Annotated in this window: 23 protein-coding genes and 1 tRNA gene; 15 read left to right on the forward strand and 9 right to left on the reverse strand. The window is 59.8% G+C overall.

The window, feature by feature from the left end; translation table 11 throughout:
* The first annotated feature begins 33 nt into the window (after window positions 1-33).
* The 6 genes from ribBA (at window position 34) to PSH64_RS16960 (ending at window position 6,571) form a co-directional block, all read left to right on the forward strand.
* Window positions 34-1,143, forward strand: a complete 1,110-nt coding sequence (ribBA, locus tag PSH64_RS16935; protein ID WP_018927710.1) for a bifunctional 3,4-dihydroxy-2-butanone-4-phosphate synthase/GTP cyclohydrolase II — start codon at window positions 34-36, stop codon at window positions 1,141-1,143.
* A 280-nt stretch (window positions 1,144-1,423) separates the two neighbouring features.
* On the forward strand, window positions 1,424-2,449 hold the full coding sequence (locus PSH64_RS16940) for an ABC transporter substrate-binding protein (protein WP_018927709.1): 1,026 nt from the start codon (window positions 1,424-1,426) through the stop codon (window positions 2,447-2,449).
* The gene (locus PSH64_RS16945) at window positions 2,446-3,390 is read left to right on the forward strand and encodes an ABC transporter permease (RefSeq protein ID WP_032833935.1); all 945 of its coding nucleotides are present in this window, start codon (window positions 2,446-2,448) and stop codon (window positions 3,388-3,390) included. Before PSH64_RS16940 ends, PSH64_RS16945 begins: the two co-directional genes overlap by 4 nt.
* A 6-nt stretch (window positions 3,391-3,396) precedes the next feature.
* Window positions 3,397-4,206: an ABC transporter permease gene (locus PSH64_RS16950; RefSeq protein WP_305477895.1), complete on the forward strand. Its 810-nt coding sequence runs from the start codon at window positions 3,397-3,399 to the stop codon at window positions 4,204-4,206.
* 17 nt (window positions 4,207-4,223) lie between these two features.
* On the forward strand, window positions 4,224-5,378 hold the full coding sequence (locus PSH64_RS16955) for an ABC transporter ATP-binding protein (RefSeq protein ID WP_305477896.1): 1,155 nt from the start codon (window positions 4,224-4,226) through the stop codon (window positions 5,376-5,378).
* 221 nt (window positions 5,379-5,599) lie between these two features.
* Window positions 5,600-6,571, forward strand: a complete 972-nt coding sequence (locus tag PSH64_RS16960; protein ID WP_305477897.1) for a TerC family protein — start codon at window positions 5,600-5,602, stop codon at window positions 6,569-6,571.
* A 49-nt stretch (window positions 6,572-6,620) separates the two neighbouring features.
* Here PSH64_RS16960 and PSH64_RS16965 read toward each other — a convergent pair whose 3' ends face one another.
* Complete coding sequence (locus PSH64_RS16965; protein WP_305477898.1) at window positions 6,621-8,027, reverse strand: cytosine permease; 1,407 nt, start codon at window positions 8,025-8,027, stop codon at window positions 6,621-6,623.
* 324 nt (window positions 8,028-8,351) lie between these two features.
* Between PSH64_RS16965 and PSH64_RS16970 the strand changes: the two genes are divergently transcribed.
* A complete protein-coding gene (locus PSH64_RS16970; RefSeq protein WP_018927703.1) occupies window positions 8,352-8,837 on the forward strand; it encodes a flavin reductase family protein in 486 nt (161 codons plus the stop codon).
* A gap of 35 nt (window positions 8,838-8,872) precedes the next feature.
* Entirely contained in the window at window positions 8,873-9,916 is a 1,044-nt protein-coding gene (locus PSH64_RS16975; RefSeq protein WP_018927702.1) for an LLM class flavin-dependent oxidoreductase, read from the forward strand.
* A gap of 81 nt (window positions 9,917-9,997) precedes the next feature.
* Here PSH64_RS16975 and PSH64_RS16980 read toward each other — a convergent pair whose 3' ends face one another.
* From PSH64_RS16980 to glnT, 5 genes are all read right to left on the reverse strand, one after another.
* Complete coding sequence (locus PSH64_RS16980; protein WP_305477899.1) at window positions 9,998-11,323, reverse strand: ammonium transporter; 1,326 nt, start codon at window positions 11,321-11,323, stop codon at window positions 9,998-10,000.
* A 267-nt stretch (window positions 11,324-11,590) separates the two neighbouring features.
* The gene (locus PSH64_RS16985) at window positions 11,591-12,931 is read right to left on the reverse strand and encodes an FMN-binding glutamate synthase family protein (protein ID WP_018927700.1); all 1,341 of its coding nucleotides are present in this window, start codon (window positions 12,929-12,931) and stop codon (window positions 11,591-11,593) included.
* Window positions 12,932-12,951: 20 nt separating this feature from the next.
* Window positions 12,952-13,635: a protein glxC gene (locus PSH64_RS16990; protein ID WP_305477900.1), complete on the reverse strand. Its 684-nt coding sequence runs from the start codon at window positions 13,633-13,635 to the stop codon at window positions 12,952-12,954.
* Window positions 13,636-13,646: 11 nt separating this feature from the next.
* Window positions 13,647-14,552 (reverse strand): glutamine amidotransferase family protein, encoded by a 906-nt coding sequence (locus PSH64_RS16995; RefSeq protein WP_305477901.1) that lies wholly within the window; start codon window positions 14,550-14,552, stop codon window positions 13,647-13,649.
* Window positions 14,553-14,624: 72 nt separating this feature from the next.
* Window positions 14,625-15,959 (reverse strand): type III glutamate--ammonia ligase, encoded by a 1,335-nt coding sequence (gene glnT / locus PSH64_RS17000; protein ID WP_105341119.1) that lies wholly within the window; start codon window positions 15,957-15,959, stop codon window positions 14,625-14,627.
* A 282-nt stretch (window positions 15,960-16,241) separates the two neighbouring features.
* On the opposite strand from glnT, the gene PSH64_RS17005 reads away from it, so the two are divergent.
* The 7 genes from PSH64_RS17005 (at window position 16,242) to PSH64_RS17035 (ending at window position 23,884) form a co-directional block, all read left to right on the forward strand.
* The gene (locus tag PSH64_RS17005; protein ID WP_018927696.1) at window positions 16,242-16,841 is read left to right on the forward strand and encodes a helix-turn-helix domain-containing protein; all 600 of its coding nucleotides are present in this window, start codon (window positions 16,242-16,244) and stop codon (window positions 16,839-16,841) included.
* A gap of 241 nt (window positions 16,842-17,082) precedes the next feature.
* Window positions 17,083-17,949 carry a formyltetrahydrofolate deformylase gene (gene purU / locus PSH64_RS17010; RefSeq protein ID WP_305477902.1) on the forward strand — a complete coding sequence of 289 codons (867 nt, stop codon included), beginning with the start codon at window positions 17,083-17,085 and terminating at the stop codon, window positions 17,947-17,949.
* Entirely contained in the window at window positions 17,946-18,851 is a 906-nt protein-coding gene (gene folD, locus PSH64_RS17015; protein ID WP_305477903.1) for a bifunctional methylenetetrahydrofolate dehydrogenase/methenyltetrahydrofolate cyclohydrolase FolD, read from the forward strand. The genes purU and folD overlap by 4 nt, the downstream gene beginning before the upstream one ends.
* A complete protein-coding gene (locus PSH64_RS17020; RefSeq protein WP_018927681.1) occupies window positions 18,833-20,074 on the forward strand; it encodes an FAD-dependent oxidoreductase in 1,242 nt (413 codons plus the stop codon). The genes folD and PSH64_RS17020 overlap by 19 nt, the downstream gene beginning before the upstream one ends.
* A 13-nt stretch (window positions 20,075-20,087) precedes the next feature.
* A complete protein-coding gene (locus PSH64_RS17025) occupies window positions 20,088-20,390 on the forward strand; it encodes a sarcosine oxidase subunit delta (protein ID WP_305477904.1) in 303 nt (100 codons plus the stop codon).
* Entirely contained in the window at window positions 20,387-23,284 is a 2,898-nt protein-coding gene (locus PSH64_RS17030; protein WP_305477905.1) for a 2Fe-2S iron-sulfur cluster-binding protein, read from the forward strand. Before PSH64_RS17025 ends, PSH64_RS17030 begins: the two co-directional genes overlap by 4 nt.
* 3 nt (window positions 23,285-23,287) lie before the next feature.
* Window positions 23,288-23,884, forward strand: a complete 597-nt coding sequence (locus PSH64_RS17035; RefSeq protein ID WP_105341127.1) for a sarcosine oxidase subunit gamma — start codon at window positions 23,288-23,290, stop codon at window positions 23,882-23,884.
* Window positions 23,885-24,249: 365 nt separating this feature from the next.
* On the opposite strand, the gene PSH64_RS17040 is transcribed toward PSH64_RS17035, so the two are convergent.
* From PSH64_RS17040 to uvrC, 3 genes are all read right to left on the reverse strand, one after another.
* Window positions 24,250-24,325: transfer RNA gene (locus PSH64_RS17040), tRNA-Gly, on the reverse strand.
* Between the two features lie 63 nt (window positions 24,326-24,388).
* Window positions 24,389-24,949 carry a CDP-diacylglycerol--glycerol-3-phosphate 3-phosphatidyltransferase gene (gene pgsA, locus PSH64_RS17045; RefSeq protein WP_007933765.1) on the reverse strand — a complete coding sequence of 187 codons (561 nt, stop codon included), beginning with the start codon at window positions 24,947-24,949 and terminating at the stop codon, window positions 24,389-24,391.
* A 33-nt stretch (window positions 24,950-24,982) separates the two neighbouring features.
* Window positions 24,983-26,806 (reverse strand): excinuclease ABC subunit UvrC, encoded by a 1,824-nt coding sequence (gene uvrC / locus PSH64_RS17050; RefSeq protein ID WP_007933764.1) that lies wholly within the window; start codon window positions 26,804-26,806, stop codon window positions 24,983-24,985.
* Window positions 26,807-26,808: the final 2 nt, after the last annotated feature.

The following is a 26,808-nucleotide window of genomic DNA, read 5'->3' on the forward strand; positions in this document are numbered from 1 at the left end:
TAAATATACCCACCCAACACTGAGAGTTCCAGCATGGCCTTCAACAGCATCGAAGAAATCATCGAAGACTACCGGCAAGGCAAGATGGTGCTGCTGGTCGATGACGAGGACCGGGAAAACGAAGGCGATCTGCTCCTCGCCGCCGATCGCTGTACCGCCGAGGCTATCAGCTTCATGGCCCGCGAAGCACGGGGCCTGATCTGCCTGACCTTGACCGATGAACACTGTCAGCGCCTGGGGCTGGAGCAGATGGTGCCGAGCAATGGCAGCGTGTTCAGCACCGCGTTCACCGTGTCTATTGAAGCCGCCGTCGGTGTGACCACTGGCATCTCCGCCGCCGACCGTGCACGTACCGTCGCCGCGGCGGTTGCCGCCGATGCCGGGCCCGCCGACCTTGTGCAACCGGGTCATATCTTTCCGTTACGCGCCAAAGAAGGTGGCGTACTGACCCGCGCCGGCCACACAGAAGCCGGTTGTGACCTCGCCCGCCTGGCCGGTTTCACCCCGGCGTCGGTGATTGTCGAAGTGATGAACGACGATGGAACCATGGCCCGTCGCCCGGACCTAGAAGTGTTCGCCCGCAAACACGGGATCAAGATTGGCACCATCGCCGACCTGATCCATTACCGCCTGAGCACCGAACACACAGTGGTGCGCATCGGCGAGCGCGAATTGCCGACGGTGCATGGGACTTTCCGGCTGATCACCTTCGAAGACCGCATCGAAGGCGGCGTACACATGGCGATGGTAATGGGCGACATCCGCCGGGACGAGCCGACGCTGGTGCGGGTGCATGTGATTGATCCGCTGCGTGATCTGGTTGGCGCCGAATACAACGGCCCGTCCAACTGGACACTATGGGCGGCCCTGCAGCGAGTGGCTGAAGAAGGTCGCGGCGTAGTGGTCGTGCTGGCCAATCATGAGTCGTCGCAAGCGCTGTTGGAACGCGTGCCTCAACTCACCCAGCCGCCGCGACAGTTCAGCCGCTCGCAATCGCGCATCTATTCTGAAGTAGGGACCGGAGCGCAGATTCTCCAGGATCTCGGGGTGGGCAAGTTGCGTCATCTCGGCCCACCACTGAAATACGCAGGCTTGACCGGTTACGACCTGGAAGTGGTAGAGAGCATCCCTTTCACCGAATGAGTCCGGGGCTGGCCCCTTTACCCGCGCAGTTCACTATTGGGTGGCCTGACGGCAAAAAAACCGCTTTTGGCTGATAACCGGTAAGGCAAAATGCTTGCACAAAGCTTGGAATACCATAATATGATATTCCATAGACCGAACGCTTCAGCCAAAAGCCCCGGCAGGGAAAAGCACAAACAACAGCTCTTGGCACGGTCGCCTTTAAGGCCAGATGGACCTACTGCTCCCGATAGGCGGGCGACAAAAGCCCGCTTAAAAACACAACAATGAGGGCGTGAAAATGGTGTTGAAGAAAAGTGCAACCGCAATACTGTTCGCGGGCTTACTGGCTACGGTCAGCCATGTGGCAATGGCGGCCGAAAGCGTCAACTTCGTCAGCTGGGGCGGTACCACCCAGGATGCGCAGAAGCAGGCCTGGGCCGATCCGTTCAGCAAGGCCACCGGCATCACCGTGGTCCAGGATGGCCCTACCGACTATGGCAAACTCAAAGCCATGGTCGAAAGCGGTAACGTGCAATGGGACGTGGTCGACGTCGAAGCTGACTTCGCCTTGCGCGCAGCCTCCGAAGGTTTGCTCGAACCCCTCGATTTCTCCGTGATCCAGCGCGACAAAATCGACCCGCGCTTCGTCTCCGATCATGGCGTCGGTTCGTTCTTCTTCTCGTTTGTGCTCGGTTACAACGAAGGCAAGCTCGGCGCCAACAAACCTCAGGACTGGTCCGCGCTGTTCGATACCAAGACCTACCCCGGCAAACGCGCCCTCTACAAATGGCCAAGCCCTGGCGTGCTCGAATTGGCGCTTCTGGCCGATGGTGTAGCTGCCGACAAACTCTATCCGCTGGACCTGGATCGGGCCTTCAAGAAGCTCGACACCATCAAGAAAGACATCGTCTGGTGGGGCGGCGGCGCGCAATCGCAACAGCTGCTGGCGTCGGGTGAGGCGAGCATGGGCCAATTCTGGAACGGCCGGATTCATGCCCTCCAGGAAGATGGTGCACCGGTGGGTGTGAGCTGGAAACAGAACCTGGTCATGGCCGACATTCTGGTCATTCCAAAAGGCTCGAAAAACAAGGCCGCGGCCATGAAGTTCCTGGCCAATGCCAGCAGCGCCAAAGGACAAGCTGACTTCTCCAACCTGACCGCCTATGCGCCGGTCAACGTCGACAGCGTGGCACGCCTGGATTCAGTGCTGGCCCCTAACCTGCCGACGGCCTACGCCAAGGATCAGATCACTCTTGATTTCGCGTACTGGGCCAAGAACGGTCCGGCCATCGCGACACGGTGGAACGAATGGCTGGTCAAATGAAAATGACGGCAACAGCGTCCCGTCAACCTACACCGACCGGGAGCGCCGCTGGCGCTGCCGGGGCGGTTCCCGGCAAGGCGGCTGCGATGAACCAATCTCCTTCCCTGGCACAGCGCTGGCGCGGGTCGAGCAATCTGATCCCCGCCCTGCTGTTCCTCGGTCTGTTCTTTCTCGCGCCGTTGATCGGCCTGCTGCTGCGGGGGGTGCTGGAGCCGGTACCGGGCCTGGGCAACTATGAACAACTGTTCGCGAACTCGGCTTACGCCCGGGTCTTGATCAACACCTTCTCGGTGGCCGGACTGGTAACGCTGTTCAGCTTACTGCTGGGTTTTCCGCTGGCCTGGGCAATCACGCTGGTGCCCCGTGGCTGGGGCCGCTGGATGCTCAACATCGTGCTGCTGTCGATGTGGACCAGTCTGCTGGCGCGGACCTATTCCTGGCTGGTGCTGTTGCAGGCCTCCGGGGTGATCAACAAAGCGCTGATGGCGATGGGCATCATCGATCAACCCCTGGAAATGGTGCACAACCTGACCGGCGTGGTGATCGGCATGAGCTACATCATGATCCCGTTCATCGTGCTGCCGTTGCAGGCGACCATGCAGGCCATCGACCCGATGATTCTGCAAGCCGGTTCGATTTGCGGTGCCAGCCCCTGGACCAACTTCTTCCGGGTGTTCCTGCCGCTGTGCCGGCCGGGGCTGTTCTCCGGTGGCCTGATGGTGTTCGTGATGTCTCTTGGTTACTACGTGACCCCAGCCCTGCTGGGCGGCGCGCAGAACATGATGCTGCCCGAATTCATCATCCAGCAGGTGCAGTCGTTCCTTAATTGGGGACTGGCCAGCGCCGGCGCAGCCTTGCTGATTGTGATCACGCTGGTGTTGTTCTACTTCTACCTGAAGCTCCAGCCGGAATCCCCGGTTGGCGCCAGCAACGCGAGGTAAGCCGTCATGCTCCTGACCCCCAATGCCATGAGCCGCCGGATGCGTTTCGGCCTGTACTTCACCACCGGGCTGATCGCGTTGTTCCTGCTGTTGCCGATCGTGTTCATCGTGCTGCTGTCCTTCGGCTCCTCCCAGTGGCTGGTGTTCCCGCCACCGGGCTGGACACTGAAATGGTACAGCCAGTTCTTCTCCAACGCCGACTGGATGAACGCGGCCATGGCCAGTCTCAAGGTGGCGGTGCTGACCACGATCTGCGCCGTAGCCCTGGGCTTGCCGACCGCGTTTGCCCTGGTACGCGGACGCTTCCCTGGCCGGGAAATGCTCTATGGCTTGTTCACCCTGCCGATGATCGTGCCGCTGGTGATCATCGCGGTGGCGGTGTACGCGCTGTTCCTCAAGCTTGGTTACACCGGGACCATGTTCGCTTTCGTGGTCAGCCACGTGATCGTTGCGCTGCCGTTCACCATCATCTCGATCATCAACTCGCTGAAGCTGTTCGATCAGTCGATCGAGGATGCCGCGGTGATCTGCGGTGCCTCGCGCCTGCAAGCGGTGTTCAAGGTGACCTTTCCGGCGATTCGTCCGGGCATGGTCGCCGGTGCGCTGTTCGCGTTCCTGGTGTCCTGGGATGAAGTGGTGCTGAGCGTGATGATGGCCAGCCCGACCCTGCAAACCCTTCCGGTAAAAATGTGGACCACCCTGCGCCAGGACCTGACGCCCGTGATCGCCGTCGCCTCGACGCTGCTGATCGGCCTCTCGGTATTGGTCATGATCATCGCCGCCGCCGTTCGCCGGCGCAATCAAATCAGCGCCTGAGCGCCCAGGAGAACAACATGAGTGCCGTCATCAAAGATTCCGCGCAGCAGCACGACAAACCACTGGTCAGCCTGCGCAACCTGAACAAGTACTACGGCGATTTCGCCGCCGTGGACAACATCTCGCTGGACATCAAGGACGGTGAATTCCTCACCTTCCTCGGCTCCAGCGGCTCCGGCAAAAGCACCACCTTGTCGATGCTCGCCGGCTTCGAAACCCCGAGCAGCGGCGAGATCCTGGTCAACGGTCAATCGCTGGTAAACGTGCCGCCGCACAAGCGCGACATCGGCATGGTGTTCCAGCGTTATTCGCTGTTCCCACACCTGTCGGTGCGCGACAACATCGCGTTCCCGTTGTCGATCCGCAAACTGGCCCCCGCCGAACGCGAGCGCCGGGTCGATGCCATGCTCAAACTGGTACAGCTTGAGCAGTTTGCCCATCGCCGCCCTTCACAACTCTCCGGTGGTCAGCAACAACGGGTAGCGATCGCTCGCGCGCTGGTCTATGAGCCACGCATCTTGCTGATGGACGAACCCCTCGGCGCCCTGGATAAAAAGCTGCGCGAAGACTTGCAGGACGAACTGCGTCAACTGCATCGGCGGCTCGGTATCACCATCATCTACGTGACCCACGATCAGGAGGAAGCCATGCGTTTGTCTCAGCGCATCGCGATCTTCAGCCATGGCAAGATCGTGGGCCTGGGCAGCGGTTATGACCTGTACCAGAACCCGCCGAATGCGTTTGTCGCTTCGTTCCTCGGCAACTCGAATTTCCTCAAGCTCAAGGCTCAGGGCAATGCGGTGGCTTCGTTTGAAGGCCAGTCGTTGTCGATTCGCCTGACAGCCGGTTTGCAAACCGATCAGGATGTATTGCTGATGGTGCGTCCGGAAAAAGCCCTGGCCCTGAGCGTCGAACAAGCGAGTCAAGAGTCATTGGCGGCGGGCTGGAATGAAGTCTCGGCCAAGGTGGTGGAAGTGCTGTTCCTTGGCGAAAGCCAGACCTGCAGCGTAGTGACCTCGGGCGGCACGTCGATGACCGTCAAGGCCCTTTCTGCGGCCGGCATGCCACTCAAGGCTGGCGACCCGGTGCGCGTGCGCTGGGCGACGGCAGACGCTTGCGTTTATACCGAATGGGCTGAAAGCGATCTGAACAAAGCCGCTGGCGCTCACTGATGCAAAGGCCCACCAAGGTGGGCCCGATTTTCGCGTATCACCCTCGGGTCACCACAGCGTCGGGCTGCGGTGACCCTTTTTTATGCCGAGGATTGGTGATCATCGGCGACACTTCGTAAATAACGAATTATCGATAAGGAATAATCGATTTTTCTTCCTCGCAATTCCCCCGCTAGCATGACCCTGTCGGCTCCAGAACACGTCCAGACAGGGAGAACGACATGCAGCCTATGAGCATCGGCGAACCCTGGATGTGGGTCGCCTTCATCGCCTTCGTCCTGGCCATGCTGGCTCTGGATCTGTTTGTCTTCGGCGGGCACAAGGCACATCGGGTGTCAGTACGTGAAGCATCGTGCTGGGTCATTGCCTGGTGCGCGCTGGCGCTGGCCTTCGCGGGATTGCTCCGGTGGTACTTGAATGGCGAGTTCGGACCCGAGATCGCCCAGCGCAAAATGCTGGAATTCCTCACGGGTTATCTGATCGAGCAGTCGCTGTCGATCGACAACATGTTCATCTTCGTAATGATTTTCGGCTACTTCGCCGTGCCGCCGGAGCTGCAGCGCCGAGTGCTGCTGTACGGTGTGCTCGGGGCAATCGTGATGCGCGGGGCGATGATTTTCGCCGGCGTGTGGCTGGTGTCGCAGTTCGCGTGGTTGCTGTATGTGTTCGGTGTATTCCTGATCATCACCGGGATCAAAATGCTGGTATTCGCCGGTCACCGGCCTGACCTCGATAAAAACCCATTATTGCGCTGGATACGCGGCCATCTGCGCGTCACCAACGGACTTCATGGCGAGCACTTTTTTGTGGTGCAAGATGGTCGGCACTGGGCGACGCCGATGTTTCTGGTACTGGTGCTGATCGAAGCCAGCGACCTGGTGTTTGCGATCGACAGCATCCCGGCGATCTTCGCCGTCACCACCGATCCGTTCATTGTGTTCACATCGAACATCTTCGCGATCATGGGTTTGCGGGCGTTGTATTTCCTGCTGGCCGACATGGCTGACCGCTTTCACTTGCTCAAATACGGTTTGGCGACCGTATTGGTGTTCATCGGCAGCAAGATGACGCTGATGCCGTGGCTTCACATGCCAGTTGAATGGTCGCTGGCCATTGTCGGCGGGATCATTCTGACTTCGGTGCTGTTGAGCCTGATCATGAGTCGCAAGGAAGATCGAATGCGATCCCTGTAGAAGCTGACGCAGGCTGCGGCAGCTTCTACAGGCTTGATGCCCGACATTGTCAGTCGGCGTAGCCCAGCCGCGCCGCCCTGCTCTGCCGGGTTTGCCCACGCGTCGCCAGGCAATAATAAAGCGGACACGTCACCACCAATCCCACCAGCCACGAAAGATCCGCACCCTCGACCAGATTGGCATACGGCCCGACATACAACGACGTATTGGCAAACGGCAGCTGCACGATAATCCCGATGAAGTACGCAACGATCGCATGCAGATTGAAGCGTCCATAGATCCCGCCATCAGCGCGGAAGATCGACGCGATGTCGTAATGACCACGCTTGATCACATAGAAGTCGATCAGGTTGATCGAAGCCCACGGCACCAGTACCAGCAACAGCGCCAGGATCAACCCGATGAACTGCGAGATGAAATCCGCCGAAGCGCCCAGCGCGACAACGCAGCAACCCACCAGCACCCCGCTCGATAGCACTATCCGCAGTCTGATGCTCGGCGTCCATTGGCTGGCGAAAGTCTGGATCGAGGTGATGATCGACAGCACCGCACCATACAGATTCAAGGCGTTGTGGCTGATGATGTTGAGCAAAAACAGCACCATCAGGATCGGTCCGAGCCAGCCGGTGGATTGCTTCACCGCGGCCATCGCTTCGGTACCTTCCGGGGTCGCCAGCACCGCCACCGCGCCGAAGCTAAACGACAGAATGGTGCCCAGGGTCGCGCCCATGTAAGTGGCCCAGAACGGTTTGGCGATGCCGATATCCGCCGGCAGGTAACGGGAATAGTCCGACACATAAGGCGAGAAACTGATCTGCCAGATGATCCCCAGCGATACCGTGGCCAGCCAGCCAGAGAGGTTGAAGCTGCCGCGAGTCAGGAAATCCGATGGCAATTCATGGGCGAAGATGTAAATGAACCCCGCAAGCAATGCGCTACCCATCACCCAAGTACCGATGCGGTTGAGAGTGTGGATGAAGTTGTATCCGATCACTCCAATCGCAGTGGCGCCAAGGGCACCGATCAGGATGCTCGCCGGCACCGGAACCGCAGGCGCGATGCCGACGATTGACTTGCCGGCCAACACGATGTTGGAAATAAAGAAGCCGATGTAGATCAGCGCGGCGAAAAACACAATCAACAACGCGCCATAACGGCCGAACTGGCCACGGCTCTGGACCATTTGCGGAATGCCCATACGCGGGCCCTGGGCTGATGCAAGGGCGATCACCAGTCCGCCGAGCATATGCCCGAGGGCAATCGCCAGCAGCCCCCAGAACAGGTCGAGGTGAAACACCTGAACCACCATCGCCCCCGTCACGATCGGCAACGGTGCGATGTTGGTGCTGAACCATAAAGTGAACAGGTCGCGGGCCTTCCCATGGCGTTCCGCGAGAGGGACGTAATCGACAGTGTGATTCTCGATCAACGGGTCTTGCCGGGACATCTGGGACATGTGCATGAACTCGAGTTTGTCTGATCTTATAGTTGTACGAAGCCAAACCGGGGGTGCGGCTTGGCAGCCCTCCAGATGCGAACCATATTATGGTATTCCAACCTTTTCACAAGGCTGATCCGATACTTTACCGGTAATCTGATCTGCACCTTCTGGGGCCTTCAGTACTCAAATTCGCGCCACAAACCCCGAAAACATTGGGTTATAAGCCCTCGAAATGCGTTTATCGGCAAAAATAAAAAGCCCTTGCAAACTATGTATTACGGTATACCATCAGACCTATAAATTCATAAAAACCACCTCACAGCACCCGAGGACCCTCCAATGATCGATGCCGCCATCTACAAACAAGTCATGGGCTCGTTCCCGTCCGGGGTGACGGTCATCACCACGCTGGATGACGATGGACAAATCGTCGGCCTCACCGCCAGCGCATTCAGCTCGCTGTCGATGGACCCGGCCCTGGTGCTGTTCTGCCCCAACTACAGTTCCGATTCCTATCCCGTATTGATCAAGAACAAACGCTTTGCCATCCACGTCCTTTCCGGCGGCCAGCAAAGCGAAGCCTATGCTTTCGCCCGCAAAGGCAAGGACAAGGCGCAAGGGATCGAATGGACGTTGAGCGAACTGGGCAATCCGATCCTGGCCAACGCCACGGCCGTCATCGAATGCGAGTTGTGGCGCGAATATGAAGGCGGCGACCACGCGATCATGGTCGGCGCCGTGAAGAACCTGATAGTGCCGCAGCACACCGCCGGCCCACTGGTGTACTGCCACGGCAAGATGGGCGCCCTGCCCGTCCTCGCCTGAACCGACAGCCAATTACAAAGATTAGAGGTAGCGTCATGAAATTTTCCCTGTTCGTACACATGGAACGTTGGGACGAAAGCGTCAGCCACCGTCAGTTGTTCGAAGAACTGACCGAACTGACCCTGATGGCCGAGGCCGGTGGCTTCAGCACTGTGTGGATCGGCGAACACCACGCCATGGAATACACCATCTCGCCAAGCCCGATGCCGCTGCTGGCGTATCTGGCCGCCAAGACCACCACCATTCACCTGGGCGCCGGCACCATCATCGCGCCGTTCTGGCACCCTCTGCGGGTAGCGGGCGAATGTGCGCTGCTGGACGTGATCAGTAACGGTCGCATGGAAGTCGGCCTAGCCCGTGGCGCCTACCAGGTCGAATTCGACCGCATGGCCGGCGGCATGCCTGCCTCGTCCGGCGGTCAGGCGCTGCGGGAAATGGTCCCGGTGGTGCGCGCCCTGTGGCAAGGCGACTACGCCCACGACGGCGAGATCTGGAAATTCCCCACTTCCACCAGCGTGCCCAAGCCGATCCAGAAGCCCAACCCGCCAATGTGGATAGCGGCTCGCGACCCCGACTCGCACAACTTCGCCGTGGCCAACGGCTGCAACGTGATGGTCACGCCATTGATGAAGGGCGACGAAGAAGTTCTCGACCTGAAGAACAAGTTTCAGACCGCCCTGGACAACAACCCGGACGTACCGCGCCCGCAATTGATGGTGTTGCGCCACACCCACGTGCATGCCGCCGATGACCCTGAGGGCTGGAAAGTCGGGGCCAAGGCGATTTCCAAGTTCTACCGCACCTTCGATGCTTGGTTCGGTAACAAGACAACACCGGTCAACGGTTTCCTGGAACCGAGCCCGGAAGAGAAGTTCGCCGAGCGCCCGGAGTTCAAACTGGAAAGCCTGCACAAAACAGCGATGATCGGCACCGCGGAAGAAATCATCCCGCGCATCAAGTATTACCAGGAACTGGGCGTCGATGAGTTCAGCTTCTGGTGCGACAACAGTCTGCCCCACGCAGAGAAGAAAAAATCCCTGGAGCTGTTCATCAAGCAGGTGGTACCAGCGTTTCGCTGAGTCCACCTATCAGGCTTTGCGATAAAACCCAGGTAAGCCAAACGCCGGCTCATGCCGGCGTTTTGCTGTCCGCGCCAGACCTCAATGGTTGTAGGCACGCTCGTTGTGCTCGGCCAGATCCAGCCCCATCTCCTCCACCGATTCATCAGCCCGTAAGCCGACAAGGACATTGACGAGTTTGAGAATGACCCAGCTCACCACGAAGCAATAGACCGTGGTCAGCGCAACGCCTTTTATCTGCGCCCAGACTTGTCCTCCCAGGGTCACGCCCTCCACCAGCCCGCCCAGAGATGGTATGCAGAATACTCCGGTCAGGATCGCGCCAATCATCCCGCCGATACCGTGCAAGCCGAACACGTCGAGACTGTCGTCATAACCGAAGCGACGTTTCAGCACGGTGACGCTCAAGTAGCAGAACACCCCGCACAGCAGACCAATAGCCAACGCACCTCCAACGCCGACATAGGCGCACGCCGGCGTGATGCCCACCAGACCGGCCAAAGCCCCACTGGCCAGGCCCAAAGCACTCGGTTTGCCGACCTTGAACCACTCGGTGAACATCCAGCCGAGAATCCCGGCGCAAGCGCCCAGCTGGGTGTTGAGCATGACGATGCCGGAGGTGCCATTCAGACCGCCGCCAGAGCCGATGTTGAAGCCGAACCAGCCGAACCAGAGCATGGCCGCACCGGCCATGGTCAGGCTCAAGTTATGCGCCGGCATTGGCTCGTTTTGGTAACCCTTGCGTTTGCCCAGGATCAGGCACGCCGCCAGCGCTGCAACACCCGCATTGATATGTACCGCGGTGCCACCGGCAAAGTCGAGGACGCCCCAGTTATGCATCAAGGCCCCCGAACCACCCCAGACCATGTGCGCTACCGGGGCGTACACGAGGGTGAACCACAGCGCCATGAACAGCAGCGCCGCCGAGAACTTCATGCGTTCGGCGAATGCCCCGGCGATCAGCGCCGGGGTGATGATGGCGAAGGTCATCTGGAAGGTCACGAACACCCCTTCCGGAATTTCACCGACAAGGCTTTCCGGTGTCATGCCCGCCAGAAAGGCCCGGCTCAATCCACCGACAAAACTGTTGAACGTCACCTGTCCCTCGACCATGCCGGTGCTGTCGACCACCATGCTGTAGCCATAAATCACCCACAGCACCCCCACCAGGCCGGCGATGCCGAAGCACTGGGTAAACAACGACAGCATGTTTTTTGCCCGCACCAGGCCGCCGTAAAACAACGCAAGGCCTGGCAGACACATGAACAACACCAGCACGGCGGCGGTGACCATCCAGGCCGTGCTGCCGGTGTTCAACGTGGGAGCATCGGCTGCCTGTGCCAGCGGCACGAGCGCGCCGGCAGCCAGTAGGCCGAAAAGGGACTTGCCGAGAAGACGATTGACCATGTTCAAAGCTCCTGCAAAAGAAATGGGAAGTGTCGGGCAGTGAGCAAAGTAAGTGCGTACGGGTCTCTTGGGAGACCTCTTGATCGTTGGGCGAGCCTGCAGGCCAACCGACGTTTGTGGCGAGGCGCAGAACCTGTAGGAGCCTGGCTTGCCCGCGAAGAATGCACCGCGTTTTTTCACGTATTACGCGTCATCGTTCTTCGCAGGCTAGCCACGTTCCTACTTTCATTGGGGCTTGCCCCCTCGCCACAGGTTATCTCACCGGTTTCAATAACCACCCGAGCCCGGAACCCAGTTGGTCCCCGCCAATGGCACCCGGGCCATGGCAGCCGACTCCACCGTCAATGCCACCAGATCCTCGGGATCGAGGTTATGCAGGTGCGACTTGCCGCACGCCCGGGCCATGGTCTGCGCCTCCAGTACCAATACCCGCAGGTAGTTGGCCAAACGCCGACCGCCTTCCACTGGATCCAGGCGTTTGGACAGCTCCGGATCCTGGGTAGTGATCCCCGCCGGGTCGCGGCCGTTCTGCCAGTCGTCGTAGAAACCGGCGGCCGAGCCGATTTTCTTCAGTTCCTCGTCCAGGCGTGGATGGTTATCGCCCAAGGCAATCAGCGCCGCCGTGCCGATGGCCACCGCATCCGCGCCCAGCGCCATCGCCTTGGCCACATCGGCGCCGTTGCGAATACCACCCGACACGATCAACTGCACCTTGCGATGCATGCCCATCTCCTGCAAAGCCTGTACCGCTTGCGGGATGGCCGGCAGAATCGGAATCCCCACGTGTTCGATAAACACTTCCTGAGTCGCCGCGGTGCCGCCCTGCATGCCGTCAAGGACAATCACATCCGCGCCTGCCTTCACCGCCAATTTGACGTCGTAGTACGGCCGGCTCGCGCCGATTTTCACGTAGATCGGTTTTTCCCAATCCGTGATTTCACGGATCTCGGCAATTTTGATCGCCAGGTCATCCGGGCCGGTCCAGTCCGGGTGACGGCAGGCGCTGCGCTGATCGACACCGATCGGCAACGTGCGCATGCCGGCCACCCGCTCGGTGACTTTCATGCCCAGCAGCATGCCGCCGCCACCGGGTTTGGCGCCCTGGCCCAGGACGATTTCGATGGCGTCGGCTTTGCGCAGGTCGTCCGGGTTCATGCCGTAGCGCGATGGCAAATACTGATAAACCAAATGCTGGGATTGACCGCGTTCTTCCGGGGTCATGCCACCGTCACCGGTAGTGGTGCTGGTGCCGGCGATGGTCGCGCCACGGCCCAGCGCCTCCTTGGCATTGGCCGACAACGCACCGAAACTCATGCCGGCAATGGTTACCGGAATCTTCAGGTGGATCGGCTTCTTGGCGAAGCGGTTGCCGAGGATCACATCGGTGCCGCACTTCTCCCGATAACCTTCCAGCGGGTAGCGTGAAACGCTGGCGCCCAGCAGCAACAAGTCATCGAAGTGCGGCAGCTTGCGCTTGGTGCCACCGCCGCGAATGTCATAGATGCCGGTTTCAGCGGCACGCTGTATTTCCTGAATGGTCAGGCGGTCGAAGGTCGCGGACTCACGCAACACTGGAGTGCCTGCTTTTTGGGTAGTAGGGTCGCTCATGTCTATTCTCCTCGCGCGGATCAGTACGCGGATGCGTTATCGACTTTGAAGTTGTACAACTGACGGGCCGAGCCATAGCGCTTGAAGTCAGTCGCCTTATGCTCGAAACCGGCACGGTTCAGCAGGACTTGCAGCTCCTCCAAGTGTTCGGCGCGCATCTCTTTTTCGACGCAGTCCGAACCCAGGGACGCGACGCTGCCGCGCACATAGATGTGGGTTTCGTAAAGCGAATCACCCAGTGCATCGCCGGCATCGCCGCACACCACCAGGCGCCCGGCCTGGCCCATGAAACAACTCATATGGCCAATGCTGCCGCCGACCACGATGTCGATGCCCTTCATGGAAATCCCGCAACGCGCACCAGCATCGCCTTCAATCACCAACAGCCCGCCATGGGCCGTGGCACCGGCCGCTTGAGAGGCGCTGCCTTTGACCCGGACGTAGCCGGACATCATGTTCTCGGCGCAACCGACACCGACATTGCCGTGGACGGTGATCGAAGCCTTTTGATTCATGCCGGCGCAGTAGTAACCGGCGTGGCCCTGGATATCGATGGACACGGCCTGGTTCACCCCGACCGCGAGGTTGTGCTTGCCGTTCGAATGAGTCACCACCCATTCGCGGTCTTCAACGTTGTTGACCTGGTCATGCAGCGCCTGGTTGAGATCGCGCACGGTGGCAATGGAAAGATCGATGGTTTTCATGTGTGCGCCCCTTAAGCTGACTCGCGTTCCCAGATGTACATAGTGGCCGGTGCCGGTTCCCAGACCCTCGCGTGTTCGATCCCCGGCAGGCTCGACAGCGCCTGGTATTCGGAAGCCATAGCGACGTAGTCCTCCGTCTCGGCGAGGATCGCCGGCTTGCAGGCGATCGGATCGCGGATCACCGCAAAACCGTTACGGGTACCGATGGCGAAGGTGAAGAAGCCGTCCAGATCCTCCAGCGAATGATCCAGCGCCTCCTTCAGCGAGTCGCCCTGTTGCAGGCGCCAGGTCAGGTAGCCGGCGGCGACTTCGGTGTCGTTGTCGGTCTCGAAGTGAATGCCTTCGCGCTTAAGTTCCTGACGCAGGCGGAAGTGGTTGGACAGCGAGCCGTTGTGCACCAGGCACAGGTCGGCGCCGGTGGAGAACGGGTGGCTGCCTTCCATGGTCACCGCGCTTTCGGTGGCCATCCGGGTGTGGCCGATGATGTGGCTGCCCTTCATGCCGGCCAGGCCAAAGCGTTGGGAAATCTCCAGGGGCAAGCCCATGCCCTTGAGAATTTCGATGCTCTGGCCGGCGCTCATGATGCGTACGCCAGGTGCCAATTCGGCGAGGGCCAGACGTACCGGCGCCTCTTCGGCATTGACCTTGAGCACGGCAGCGTTGGCGTTCTGGAACCAGTCCAGCGAGCAGCCGAGACGCCCTTCCAGCTCACCCATCAGGGTTTTCCAGTCAAAGCCTTCGGTGGTGGCCTGCAGGGTCAGCTTGACCCAGTCATCGGCCACTTCATCGCCGTAAATGGCGAAACCGGCACTGTCCGGGCCACGATCGGTCATGGCTTGCAACATCGGTTCGAAGAGCTGGCCGAGCCGGGATTCCAGCTGCGGATTTTTCAGGTAAAGACCTACGATTCCACACATATCAAGTCTCCTTCGGAGGCAGTGAACACCCGACGCCATGCCGGGTGCCCGAATGGTTGTCAAAACACATAGTCAGAAAAATTCGGTGTAGCGCTGGATTTCCCAGTCAGAGACGTGGCGGCTGTACTCCACCCATTCCATGCGTTTGAGCTTGATGAACTCGTCGACGATCTGCGGTCCCAGCACCTCGGCGAACAACGGGTCGGCTTCCAGCGCGTCGCAAGCTTCCTTGAGCGATTGCGGCAGAGTCTTGATACCCCGTGCAGCGATCTGCTCCAGGCTCAAGCTGTAGAGGTTTTCATTACAGACCTGGTCGATTTCCAGCTGACGGTCGATACCATCCAAGCCGGCCGCAATGATCGCAGCGCTGACCAGATAGGGATTGCAACCGGCGTCCGGGAGGCGGAATTCGAGACGGCCGTAAGGCACCCGCACCATGGCTGAACGGTTGTTGGCACCGAAGGCTATAAAGGCCGGCGCCCAGGTCGCGCCGGACAACGAGTTGCCCACCACCAGACGCTTGTAGGAGTTGACCGTCGGCGCGGCGAAGGCACATAGCGCCGGGCCGTGGGCCAGCAGACCGGCGGCGAAGTGATAAGCCATTTTCGACAGGCCCATGCCGCTCGGGTCGCTGGCGTCATGGAACAGGTTCTTGTTCTCGGCGCTGCTGATCGACAGGTGAAAGTGCATGCCGTTGCCGGCACGTTTCGGGTCTGGTTTGGGCATGAACGAGCAGATCATGTCCAGGTCATTGGCAATCTCGCCGGCGGCCATGCGGAAGAAGGTGAAGCGGTCCGCCGAGGTCATGGCGTCGCTGTAGGTGTAGTTGATTTCGAACTGGCCGTTGGCGTCCTCATGGTCGATTTGATAGACCTCGAAATCCACCGCCTGCAAAGCTTCCGTCAGGCGTTCAAGAAACACCCGGGAGCGCGACAGGCCTTTGTAGTCGTAGCAAGGCTTGTCCAGGTTGTCGCTGAGGTCGACCAGTTGCAGCTTGCCCTGCTCGTCGCGGCGCATCAGGTTGAACTCGGGCTCCAGACCAGTGTTGAGGGTCCAACCCTTTTCTTCCAGGCGTTGCACTTGTTGCTGCAGCACATAACGGCTGTCATAGGGATGGGGCTTGCCGTCGACGTGGCCGATGCACACCACCCGCCCGTAACCCGGTTGCCAGGGCACTGCCGTCAGCGTCGACAGATCGCCACGGGCCATAAAGTCCGGGCCGTGAGGTTCCATGCCCATGCCGCTGATCGCGAACCCGGCAAACCCCGCTCCTTCCTCGGCAACAGCCTTGAGCCCACAGATGGGCACCGACTTGGTTTTGGCCGCCCCGTGTATATCCACAAACTGCGCAAGCACATACTTGATCCCGTGCTTGTCGATGATGCGCTGGGTTTCTGCTGGCAACATTGCTCGTCACTCCTCGCGAAAGGCAAAACATTGTGGATGGGCCTTGACTGACTTTTTATTCCTAAAAAGAAAGTTAGTTTCCCAACAGGAATGCAAGGCCCTTGCCAGATTCGCGAGTGAAGCGTTGATTCGCCGAGAAAAGCGCTTTTGTGCTGTATATATGGGAAAATTCTTTTCCCAGTGGGAATACCGCCCAATGGATGCGAGCTGAGCGCCGCGATTTGCACTTTCTCAGTGCGAAACTAATATTACCGAACGGAAAGTGTGCAGGATCTGATGACTATGCCGACCGAAACCGCCCCGCGCCTCAAGCTTGAGCAATACCTGGGTTTGCAGATCAAGCGCCAACGCCAGGCGCAGGATCTGAAACTGTCCGATGTGGCCAAGATCGCCGATATCAGCCAGGGCATGCTGAGCAAGATCGAAAACGCCCAGGTGTCCACCAGCCTCGATACCCTGAGCCGTCTGTGCGACGTGCTGGGCCTGCCGTTGTCGAAATTGTTCAGCGAATACGACCAGCAAGATGGCAGCGCGTTGTTGGTCAAGGCTGATCAGGGGATGGAAGTGGTTCGGCGAGGGACCGAGAAAGGTCACACCTACCATCTGCTCAATCACACCCGTGGGCCGAAGAAGAGTTTCGAGGCGTACATGGTGAGCATGGATGACGCGAGTGAAGAGTTTCCGACCTTCTCCCACCCGGGCACCGAATTCCTGCACTTGCTGGAAGGCGAACTGATTTATCGCCACGGCAATCAGCTGTACCGCATGGAAGCCGGCGACAGCCTGACCTTCGAAGGGGAAATTCCCCATGGCCCCGAGCAACTGGTGCAGGTGCCGATCCGTATGCTGTCGATCATGAATTACGGCAACGACAAAGAGTAACGCCCCCCTCTCCCTCGCTTTTCAGATGCCTTGGGGTCGGCTCATGCCGACCTCACGCTTTTTCCTGCCAGTTAAAAAACTTTCACAAAAGATCTGGACGCCACGCGGCCATTCCCCTATAAAGCCACCAACAGGAATATATTATTCCCCACAAGAAAATGCGCTCATGAATGAGCCTGCTGTCCGCTGATGATTTTTTTCGCTATGCGATGAGCTGCCGCCATCATCCCGAGGACGTGTCATGCAACACGAAAAAAACCATTTCATTATCAAGATCACCTGTCCCGCGGTGGCTGGCATTGTCGCTGCCGTCACCACCTACCTGGCGGACAACGGTTGCTACATCGGGGAGATGGCGCAATTCGACGACGACTTCAGCGGCCGTTTTTTCATGCGCGCGGTGTTCCGTTTCAACGACGGCCACCAGGGCGATATTCAGCAGATCAAGGACGGTTTCGCCGACGTCGCCCAAGCGTTCGACATGACCTGGGAATTGCACGATACCCGTGAACCGATGCGCGTACTGCTGATGGTCAGCAAGTTCGACCACTGCCTGACCGACCTGCTCTACCGCTACCACAAGGGCGAGATGGACATGACCATCACCGCCATCGTCTCCAACCACCTCGACCTGCGGCCCATGGCCGAACGCGAGGGCATTCGCTTCATCTACCTGCCAGTCACCAAAGACACTAAGGTGCAACAAGAAGCCGAGTTGATGAAGATCGTCGACGACACTCGCACCGAACTGGTGGTGCTGGCGCGCTACATGCAAATCCTCTCCGACGATTTGTGCAAGCAACTCTCGGGCCGGGCGATCAACATCCACCATTCGTTCCTGCCCGGGTTCAAAGGCGCGAAGCCCTATCACCAGGCCTACCAGCGTGGTGTGAAACTGATCGGCGCCACGGCGCATTACGTCACCAGCGACCTCGACGAGGGGCCGATCATCGAGCAGGAAGTGCAGCGCGTCGATCACGTCTATCTGCCCGACGATTTGGTGGCTACCGGGCGTGACACCGAAACCGTGGCCCTGTCCAAGGCGGTCAAGTACCACCTGGAACACCGGGTTTTCCTCAACCAGGACAGAACGGTGATCTTCCGGTGAACACGCCCCGACTGATTGACGGCAAAGCCGCCGCAGCCCGCGTGCTGGCGCAGATCCGCGAGGACGTGGAACGCCTGCGCGAGCAAGACATTCACCCGGCACTGGCCGTGATTCTGGTGGGTAGCGACCCGGCCAGCCAGGTCTACGTGCGCAACAAAATCCTGCGCGCCGAAGAGGTCGGTATCCGCTCCGTGGAGCACCGGTTGTCTACGGACACCAGCACCGAACAGCTACTCAATTTGATTGCCTGCCTGAATGCCGACCGTTCGATCAACGGCATTCTCCTGCAATTGCCACTACCGGCGCATATCGACGAACTACGTGCGCTGGAGGCCATCGACCCAGACAAGGACGTGGACGGCTTTCACAGTCAGAACGTCGGAGGTCTCAGCCAGGGTCGCACCGTGCTTGCGCCTTGCACCCCCAGCGGCTGCCTGCATTTGCTTGAGCAAACCTGCGGCGACCTGCGCGGCAAGCACGCGGTGGTGATCGGCCGCTCGAACATCGTCGGCAAACCCATGGCCGCGCTGCTGCTCAAGGCTGACTGCTCGGTGACTGTGCTGCATTCGCGCAGTCGCGATGCACAGACCCTATGCCGTCAGGCCGACATCGTCATTGCCGCCGTGGGTCGGCCGCGGCTGATCAATGCCGGCTGGCTCAAGCCCGGCGCGGTGGTGATCGACGTCGGTATCAACCGCATCGACGACGATGGCCGTAGCCATCTGGTGGGCGATGTCGACTTCGACAGCGCCCTGCCCCACGTCGCGGCGATCACCCCGGTACCCGGTGGCGTCGGCCCGATGACCATCGCCTTCCTGATGAAAAACACCGTGACCGCAGCCCTTGCGCAACACCAGGCCCTACGCAGCCAATCGGAGGCCCTATGCCATTCAATCTATTGAAATACGGGCTGAGTTCGGAGTACCCGGTGGAAGTGGATTTGCCGCCACCGAAGGAACTCAAACCGAGCTATGACGTGGTGATCATCGGTGCCGGCGGCCATGGCCTTGCCACCGCTTATTACCTGGCCAAGTACCACGGCATCACCAACATCGCGGTGCTGGAAAAGTCCTATCTGGGCGGCGGCAACACGGCCCGCAACACTGCAGTGATCCGCTCCAACTACCTGACCAGCGAGGGCGTACGCTTTTATGCCGAGTCGGTGCGAATGTTCCAGGGGCTGTCCAACGAGTTCGATTTCAACATCATGTACTCCGAGCGCGGCCAACTGACCCTGGCCCACACCGATGCCACGGTGCGTTCGTTCCGTCAGCGCGCCGAGGTCAACAAGCACTTCGGCGGCCGCAGCGAGATGATCGACCGCCAGCAGATCCGCGAACTGGTGCCCAGTCTCAACCTCGATCCCGGCCACCTGCCGGTGCTCGCCGGGCTCTGGCACATCGACGGCGCCACCGCGCGCCACGACGCCGTGGCCTGGGGTTACGCCAAACAAGCGGCCAAGCGCGGGGTGGAAATCCATCAACTCACCGAAGTCCAGGACCTGATCATCGAGAACGGCGCGATCACCGCCGTCAAAACCAACCGCGGCACGATCAAATGTGGTTGCGCGGTGCAGGCGATTGCCGGGCACAGCTCGTTGCTGATGGCCAAGGCCGGGATCCGTTCGCCGATCCAGACCTTCCCGCTGCAAGCGATGGTCACGCAGCCGTTCAAGCCGTTTCTCGACCCGCTGGTGAGTTCCTCCGCCCTGCACTGCTACGTGCAGCAAACCAGTCGTGGCGAAGTGGTGTTCGGCGGCGGCTCCGATCCCTATCCATTGTTCAACACCCGGTCGACCCTGGACCTCAAGGAAAGCTTGCTGGCCCACGCCATCGAGATGTTCCCGTTCCTGGCCAACGCCAAGCTGATGCGCCAATGGGCCGGCATTACTGACATGACCCCGGATTACAGCCCGATCATGGGCCTGTCGCCGGTGAAGAACTACTACCTCGACGCTGGCTGGGGCACCTGGGGCTTCAAAGCTACGCCGATCTGCGGCAAGACCATGGCCGAGTTGGTCGCCAGCGGCGGCAAGGTGCCGGAGTTGATCAAGCCCTTTGGTCTCGAACGCTTTTCGACCTTCCAGCAAGTCAACGAAATGGGCGCCACGGCGGCCAGCCACTGACGGAGAGCAGACGATGAAAATCATGAATTGCCCGCTCAACGGGCCGCGCAACATCAGCGAGTTCACCTATGGCGGTGAGTTCAAGCCAATGCCCGACCCAGTTAATTGCAGCGATGCCGAATGGGCCGACTACGTGTTCAACACCGACAACCTCGCCGGCGTGGTGCGCGAATGGTGGATGCATACACCGTCCAGCTACTGGTTTCTCGCGGAGCGTCACACCGTCACCGATGAGATCCTGCGCACCTTCGACCCTAAAGAATTGTTTACCGCCCGCGTCGACTTCAGCGCCGCTGCCAAGGAGATCGCAGGATGAATCGCCTACCCGCCCCCATGGGCTTGCTGATCGACCGTGATCAGCCGCTCGATTTCAGCTTCGACGGCCAGCGCTACCAAGGCTTGCAGGGCGACAGTATCGCCAGCGCCTTGCTGGCCAACGGGCGCTTCCTGATCTCCCGTTCGTTCAAATACCATCGCCCGCGTGGCCCGCTGACCATGGCTGGCCAGGACGCCAACAGCTTGGTGCAGTTGCCGGAAGAACCCAACGTGCTGGCCGATGCCCACACCTTGTCCGCCGGGTTGCAGGTGACGGCGCAGAACGTCAACGGCTCACTGGACAATGACCGCGACGCCTACCTGGGCAAGTTCTCCAAATTCATGCCCGTGGGCTTCTACTACCGTTCGTTCTACAAACCCAAAGGCATGTGGAAAGTCTGGGAGCCGATCATTCGCAAGAAGGCCGGCCTCGGCGTGCTCGACCTGAAATTCCAGCCCGAGTACTACGACAAGGCCTACTTGTTTACCGACGTCGCGGTAATCGGCGCGGGTCCCGCCGGGCTCCATGCGGCGCTAATGGCAGCCAACGCAGGGGCCAAGGTGTTGCTCATCGAGCAACAACCGGTTCTCGGCGGTTCGCTAACCTATGCCCGCTTCGATATAGAAGGCGACAGGGCTGAAACCCTGCGCCGAAAATTGCTCGCGGCGGTAGAGCAACACGCCAATATCCAGATCCTGACCGAAGCCACTTGCAACGCCTGGTTCACCGACAACTACCTGCCGGTGATTCAGGGCAAACGCATGTACAAGGTCCGCGCCCGTCAGTGCCTGGTGTGCAGTGGCTCCTTCGATCAGCCGGTGATCTTTCGCAACAACGACCTGCCGGGTGTGATGCTGACCAGCGCGGCGCAACGGCTGATGAAGCTGTACGCGGTCAAACCGGGTAACCGCGCCGTGGTGCTGACGGGCAACGATGACGGTTACTTCGCCGCGCTGGATCTGCACGACCAAGGCGTGGAGGTCGTCGCTGTGGTGGACCTGCGTCATGGTCCTTCGGACGAATCCCTGCTGCGCGCACTGGCGCAACGCAAGATCTACCGCCAGGGCAACAGCACCGTCTATGAAGCCCTGCATGAGAAAGGCATGCGCCATATCAACGGCGTCGACGTGCGCAAAATCACCGCACAAGGCCAGGTCGCCGAGAGCGGGCAACGCCTGGAGTGCGATTTACTGTGCATGTCCGCCGGCTACATGCCAGTCTATCAACTGCTGTGCCAGGCCGGCGGCAAACTGGCCTACGACGATCAGCGTGCCGAGTTCACGCTCAGCGGCCTGCCAAAGAATCTGAATGTCGCCGGCTCGGTCAACGGTCGTCACCAGCTTGATAACGTGATTGCCGATGGCGTGAATGCCGGTGCCGAAGCCGCCTTCGCGCTGGGCCTGACAGTGGGCACGCAACGCGAGCCATTGAACGGCGAGGCGCGGGTCAACTTTAATTGGCCAATCTTCCCGCACCCCAAAGGCAAGGACTTCGTCGACTTCGACGAGGATCTGCAAGTGGCCGACATCGTCAACGCCACCCGGATCGGCTATCGCGACGTACAATTGGTCAAGCGCTACTCCACCGTCGGCATGGGACCGTCTCAGGGTCGCCACTCGGCGTTGCCGACGGCGCGGTTGGTGGCCTGGGCCACCCAACGCAATATCAGTGAAACCGGCGTGACCACGGCGCGACCGCCGTTTGTTGCGGAAAAGCTGGCGCATGTCGCCGGTCGCGCGTTCGACCCATACCGACAAACGCCGATGCACGCTCGTCACCTGCAAGCTGGCGCGAAGATGATGCCTGCGGGCATCTGGCAACGCCCGGCCTACTACGGCAACGCGAAGGATCGCGAGGCGTGCATGCAGGCCGAAGCCCTGCACGTGCGCAACAAGGTCGGCATCATCGATGTCTCGACCCTCGGTGGCCTGGATGTGCGCGGCCCGGACGCGGCCGAACTGCTCAATCGGATGTACACCTTTGCGTTCCTCAAGCAGCCGATCGGCCGCTCCCGTTATGCGCTGATGACCAATGAGCACGGCGTGGTAATCGACGACGGCGTCTGTGCGCGGTTTGCCGAAAACCATTTCTATGTCACTGCCACCACCAGCGGTGTCGACCGGATCTATCAGCAAATGCTTAAGTGGAACGCGCAATGGCGCCTGGACGTGGACGTCGCCAACGTCACCGCGGCTATCTGCGCGGTCAACGTCGCCGGCCCCGACTCGCGCAAGGTACTGGAACAGGTCTGCAGCGACCTGGACCTGAGTGCCGAAGCGTTCCCTTATCTGGGAGTGCGCCAGGGCACGGTGGCAGGCATCAAGGCTCGGTTGCTGCGGGTCGGTTTTGTCGGCGAACTGGGCTATGAAATCCACGTCCCGGCGCGCCACGGACTCAAGCTCTGGGACGCGCTGATGGAGGCCGGCAAGGTGCATGACATCCGCACGTTCGGCGTGGAAACCCAACGCCTGCTACGTCTGGAAAAAGGCCATGTGATCATCAGTCAGGACACTGACGGCATGACCCACCCCGCGGAAATCGACATGGGCTGGGCGGTCAGTCGCACCAAACCATTCTTCGTCGGTCGCCGCTCGGTGGACATCCTCGAAGCCCAGCCGCTGAAACGCAAACTGGTCGGTTTCACCTTGCCCAAGGGCAGCCCACAACCACTGGAAGGCCATCTGGTGCTCAACGGCCCGGACATCAGCGGCAACGTCACCTCCTGCGAATATTCCGCCTCTCTGGGCAAGATCATCGGCCTGGCCTACGCCGGCATCGACCAGAGCACGCCTGGGCAACGGATTCCGATCCGCGTCGAAGGCGGCATCGTGGTCCAGGCCGAAGTGGTGAAATTGCCTTTCTTCGATCCCGATAATCAACGCCAGGAACTTTGAGTCATGACCAGTCTGAGAGAACAACCTAGCGTCAGTCAGCAAGCCCTGGCGCCTTCGCCGGAGTACTGCCTGGTGGACCTGACCGACCTGCCTCGGGTCGGCTTTCGCGGCGCACACAGTGCCGAGTACCTGCGCAACCGCGGCTTCGTCCTGCCGGATGCGCCCAACCGTGCGGTGATTCAAGCCGATGGCAGTCAGGTAGCGCGGCTGTCGCAGACCGAATACCTGCTACTGGGCAGCCCCGAGGATCAGGGCCAACGAATGGCGGATGAAGAGGCCCGCTGGGAACTTGATCATCAAGCCAACTATCTGCTGCCTCGTCAGGATAGCCATGCCTGTTTTCAGCTGACGGGGGATCATCTGAGCGACGTATTGGCCAAGCTCTGCGGGGTTGATCTGAGCCCGCAGGCGTTCGGCCCGGGAGCGGTGGCCCAGACGTCGGCGGCACGCATCAACGTGATCGTCATCAATTCCGACACCGTGCAGCAGGCGAGCTTGCACATCCTCTGTGACCGGGCGTCGCAGGAGTATTTTCGGGGGGCGTTGGAGGATGCAATGCAGGAGTATTCAGGTCTGGCTACGGCTGTGACAACGCGCTGACTCTGCCGCCCTACTGGTCATGCATGCTGAGACGAAATTCCGTTCTAAGCATGCATGGGCAGATGCCGACAGTGATGACAATGCCGCTTGTACACGCGGCACCGGCGATTAACAACGCCCCAATAATTTAGCTTTTCAGTGTAGCGAATTCGCTTCTGTGAACGCACGATCAATGAGCAACGTAGTACTGACGCTTCAGCCAGGATTTCGATGTACGTTTTAACGTAAAAAAAAGCGTGGCTGATGATGGTTTTCAGCAGAACTCGCGGGAGCGAAAAAAGAGGCGGAAGCCTCACTTTTCAACGCTGAACGTAAATTCATGCACAAAAAAACGCCACTCATTGAGTGGCGTTTTTTGTGAATCTTGGAGCGGGAAACGAGACTCGAACTCGCGACCCCGACCTTGGCAAGGTCGTGCTCTACCAACTGAGCTATTCCCGCGTCTTGGTGAGGCGCATTCTATAGAATCCAGATGCCCCGTCAACCCCTTGATTCAAAAAAGTTTTATTTCTTTTCCACATCCGTCTTCAGATGCGGCCAAGCGGCCCGCAAGTACTGGACCATGGACCACAAGGTCAGGCCAGCGGACACCATCAACAAAGCGTAGCCCATCAGGACCCAGAAGCTGAAGTCCGACGGATTGGCCAGCAGGATCACCAGCGCCAGCATTTGCGCGGCGGTTTTCCATTTGCCCAGGTTCGACACCGCCACATGGGCACGGGCGCCAAGTTCGGCCATCCACTCGCGCAGTGCCGAGACGACGATCTCGCGACCGATGATGACGGCGGCCGGCAGCGTGAGCCACAGGTTGCCGTGTTCTTGCACCAGCAGCACCAGCGCAACGGCGACCATCAATTTGTCTGCAACAGGATCGAGGAAAGCCCCGAACGGTGTGCTTTGTTCCAGACGTCGGGCCAGATACCCGTCCAGCCAGTCGGTCGCAGCGGCAAAGGCAAAAACCGAAGCCGACGCCAGATAGCTCCAGTGGTAAGGCAAGTAAAACAGCAAAATGAAGATCGGGATGAGCAGGACGCGTAGAACGGTAATCAGATTAGGGATATTCATCGGCACAACTGGCTACGAGGTGAGTTGGGCATTCTACTCGCTGTGCAGATTTGCATAAATCAACTCTGCGAGCTTTTTACTGATCCCGGGTGCTTTGGCGATCTCTTCGATGCTGGCACGAGACAGCTCCTGCAATCCACCAAAATGTTTCAATAAATCCCGTCGACGTGTCGGCCCAACGCCCGCAACCCCTTCAAGCGTGGAGGTGCGGCGGGTTTTACCGCGACGTGCACGGTGCCCGGTAATGGCAAAACGGTGAGCTTCGTCGCGGATCTGCTGGATCAGATGCAGCGCGGGGGAATCGCCGCGCAAGGTGAATTCATGGGCCGCGTCGTTGAGGTACAGGGTTTCGAACCCGGCCTTGCGCGTCGCCCCTTTGGCAACGCCGAGCAGAATCAGGTCGGGCACGGCCAGTTCATTGAGCACGTCACGGGCCATGGACAGCTGACCTTTACCGCCGTCGACCAGGAGGATGTCCGGCAGTTTGCCCTCCCCGTCCTTCAGCTTGCTGAAGCGTCGGGTCAAGGCCTGATGCATCGCGGCATAGTCATCGCCTGGCGTGACGCCTTCGATGTTGTAGCGGCGGTAGTCGGACTTGATCGGGCCTTCCGGGCCGAATACCACGCACGACGCCACGGTAGCCTCGCCGCTGGAATGACTGATGTCGTAGCACTCCAGACGTTGCGGCGGCTCGTCCAGGCTCAGCACTTCGGCCAGGGCATCGAAACGTGCCGCGACGTGTTGCCGGTTCGCCAGACGTGCGCCCAGCGCCTGCTCGGCATTGGTGACCGCCAATTGCTGCCAGCGCGCTCGGGTGCCCCGTACACGATGACTGATGGTCAGTTCACGACCGCGCAGCTCTTCAATGGCTGCAATCAGGGTCGGAAAGTCTTCGTGAACCACGTTGACGATCAGCTCGCTCGGCAAGTCGCGCTCGGGACTGCTGATGAAGTACTGGCCGAGAAACGCAGCCATGACTTCGGAAACATCTTCTTCAATACCCACCTGCGGGAAGAAGTTCTTGCTCCCCAACACCCGACCTCCGCGCACGCTGATCAAGTGCACGCAGGCGCCACCCGGATTGACGAACGCCGCGATCACATCGACATCGCCCGTCCCGCCTTCCATGCTCTGCTGGTCCTGGACCCGGCGCAGCAACGAAATCTGGTCGCGCAACTCGGCGGCGCGCTCGAATTCGAGGTTGACCGCCGCCTCCTCCATGGCCGCGGACAATTCGTCCGCCAGTGCGTTGCTACGCCCCTCAAGAAACATCACCGAGTGACGTACATCTTCGGCATATACCTCGGGCTCCACCAGGCCGACACACGGCGCCTTGCAGCGTTTGATCTGGTATTGCAGGCAAGGTCGCGTGCGGTTCTTGTAATAGCTGTCTTCGCACTGACGAACAAAAAAAGCCTTTTGCAGCAGGCTCAGGCTTTCGCGGATCGCTCCTGCGCTGGGGTAAGGGCCGAAATACTTGCCCTTGGCCTTTTTCGCTCCGCGATGGATGCTCAAGCGCGGGAACTGGCCATCCGAGAGAAAGACATAAGGGTAGGATTTATCGTCGCGCAGCAGGATGTTGTACGGCGGGCGCCATTCCTTGATCAGCGTCTGCTCGAGCAGCAAGGCTTCGGTTTCGTTGGCCGTGATGGTGGTTTCGACCTGGGCGATACGCCCTACCAGCGCGGCGGTTTTGGGGGCAAGACCGGTTTTGCGGAAATAACTCGCCAAACGCTTCTTGAGATTCTTGGCTTTGCCGACATAAAGCAGACGGGCATCGCTGTCGAACATGCGATAGACACCCGGCCGCCCACTGACCGTCGACAGAAAAGCGCTTGGATCGAAGGTTTCAGTCATTT

This window comes from Pseudomonas sp. FP1742 (assembly GCF_030687145.1).
Lineage (GTDB): Bacteria > Pseudomonadota > Gammaproteobacteria > Pseudomonadales > Pseudomonadaceae > Aquipseudomonas > Aquipseudomonas frederiksbergensis_D.

Bases quoted from the DNA above. Each gene is read 5' to 3' on its own strand.
- PSH64_RS17030 (WP_305477905.1), top strand. From the start codon at position 20,387: ATGAATCGCCTACCCGCCCCCATGGGCTTGCTGATCGACCGTGATCAG.
- PSH64_RS16970 (WP_018927703.1), top strand. From the start codon at position 8,352: ATGATCGATGCCGCCATCTACAAACAAGTCATGGGCTCGTTCCCGTCC.
- purU (WP_305477902.1), top strand. From the start codon at position 17,083: ATGCAACACGAAAAAAACCATTTCATTATCAAGATCACCTGTCCCGCG.
- pgsA (WP_007933765.1), bottom strand. From the start codon at position 24,949: ATGAATATCCCTAATCTGATTACCGTTCTACGCGTCCTGCTCATCCCG.
- PSH64_RS17025 (WP_305477904.1), top strand. From the start codon at position 20,088: ATGAAAATCATGAATTGCCCGCTCAACGGGCCGCGCAACATCAGCGAG.
- PSH64_RS16995 (WP_305477901.1), bottom strand. From the start codon at position 14,552: ATGTGTGGAATCGTAGGTCTTTACCTGAAAAATCCGCAGCTGGAATCC.
- PSH64_RS16975 (WP_018927702.1), top strand. From the start codon at position 8,873: ATGAAATTTTCCCTGTTCGTACACATGGAACGTTGGGACGAAAGCGTC.
- PSH64_RS16980 (WP_305477899.1), bottom strand. From the start codon at position 11,323: ATGGTCAATCGTCTTCTCGGCAAGTCCCTTTTCGGCCTACTGGCTGCC.
- ribBA (WP_018927710.1), top strand. From the start codon at position 34: ATGGCCTTCAACAGCATCGAAGAAATCATCGAAGACTACCGGCAAGGC.
- PSH64_RS16940 (WP_018927709.1), top strand. From the start codon at position 1,424: ATGGTGTTGAAGAAAAGTGCAACCGCAATACTGTTCGCGGGCTTACTG.
- PSH64_RS17020 (WP_018927681.1), top strand. From the start codon at position 18,833: ATGCCATTCAATCTATTGAAATACGGGCTGAGTTCGGAGTACCCGGTG.
- PSH64_RS16960 (WP_305477897.1), top strand. From the start codon at position 5,600: ATGCAGCCTATGAGCATCGGCGAACCCTGGATGTGGGTCGCCTTCATC.
- PSH64_RS16965 (WP_305477898.1), bottom strand. From the start codon at position 8,027: ATGTCCCAGATGTCCCGGCAAGACCCGTTGATCGAGAATCACACTGTC.
- PSH64_RS16950 (WP_305477895.1), top strand. From the start codon at position 3,397: ATGCTCCTGACCCCCAATGCCATGAGCCGCCGGATGCGTTTCGGCCTG.
- PSH64_RS16945 (WP_032833935.1), top strand. From the start codon at position 2,446: ATGAAAATGACGGCAACAGCGTCCCGTCAACCTACACCGACCGGGAGC.
- PSH64_RS17035 (WP_105341127.1), top strand. From the start codon at position 23,288: ATGACCAGTCTGAGAGAACAACCTAGCGTCAGTCAGCAAGCCCTGGCG.
- PSH64_RS17005 (WP_018927696.1), top strand. From the start codon at position 16,242: ATGCCGACCGAAACCGCCCCGCGCCTCAAGCTTGAGCAATACCTGGGT.
- PSH64_RS16955 (WP_305477896.1), top strand. From the start codon at position 4,224: ATGAGTGCCGTCATCAAAGATTCCGCGCAGCAGCACGACAAACCACTG.
- PSH64_RS16985 (WP_018927700.1), bottom strand. From the start codon at position 12,931: ATGAGCGACCCTACTACCCAAAAAGCAGGCACTCCAGTGTTGCGTGAG.
- PSH64_RS16990 (WP_305477900.1), bottom strand. From the start codon at position 13,635: ATGAAAACCATCGATCTTTCCATTGCCACCGTGCGCGATCTCAACCAG.
- uvrC (WP_007933764.1), bottom strand. From the start codon at position 26,806: ATGACTGAAACCTTCGATCCAAGCGCTTTTCTGTCGACGGTCAGTGGG.
- glnT (WP_105341119.1), bottom strand. From the start codon at position 15,959: ATGTTGCCAGCAGAAACCCAGCGCATCATCGACAAGCACGGGATCAAG.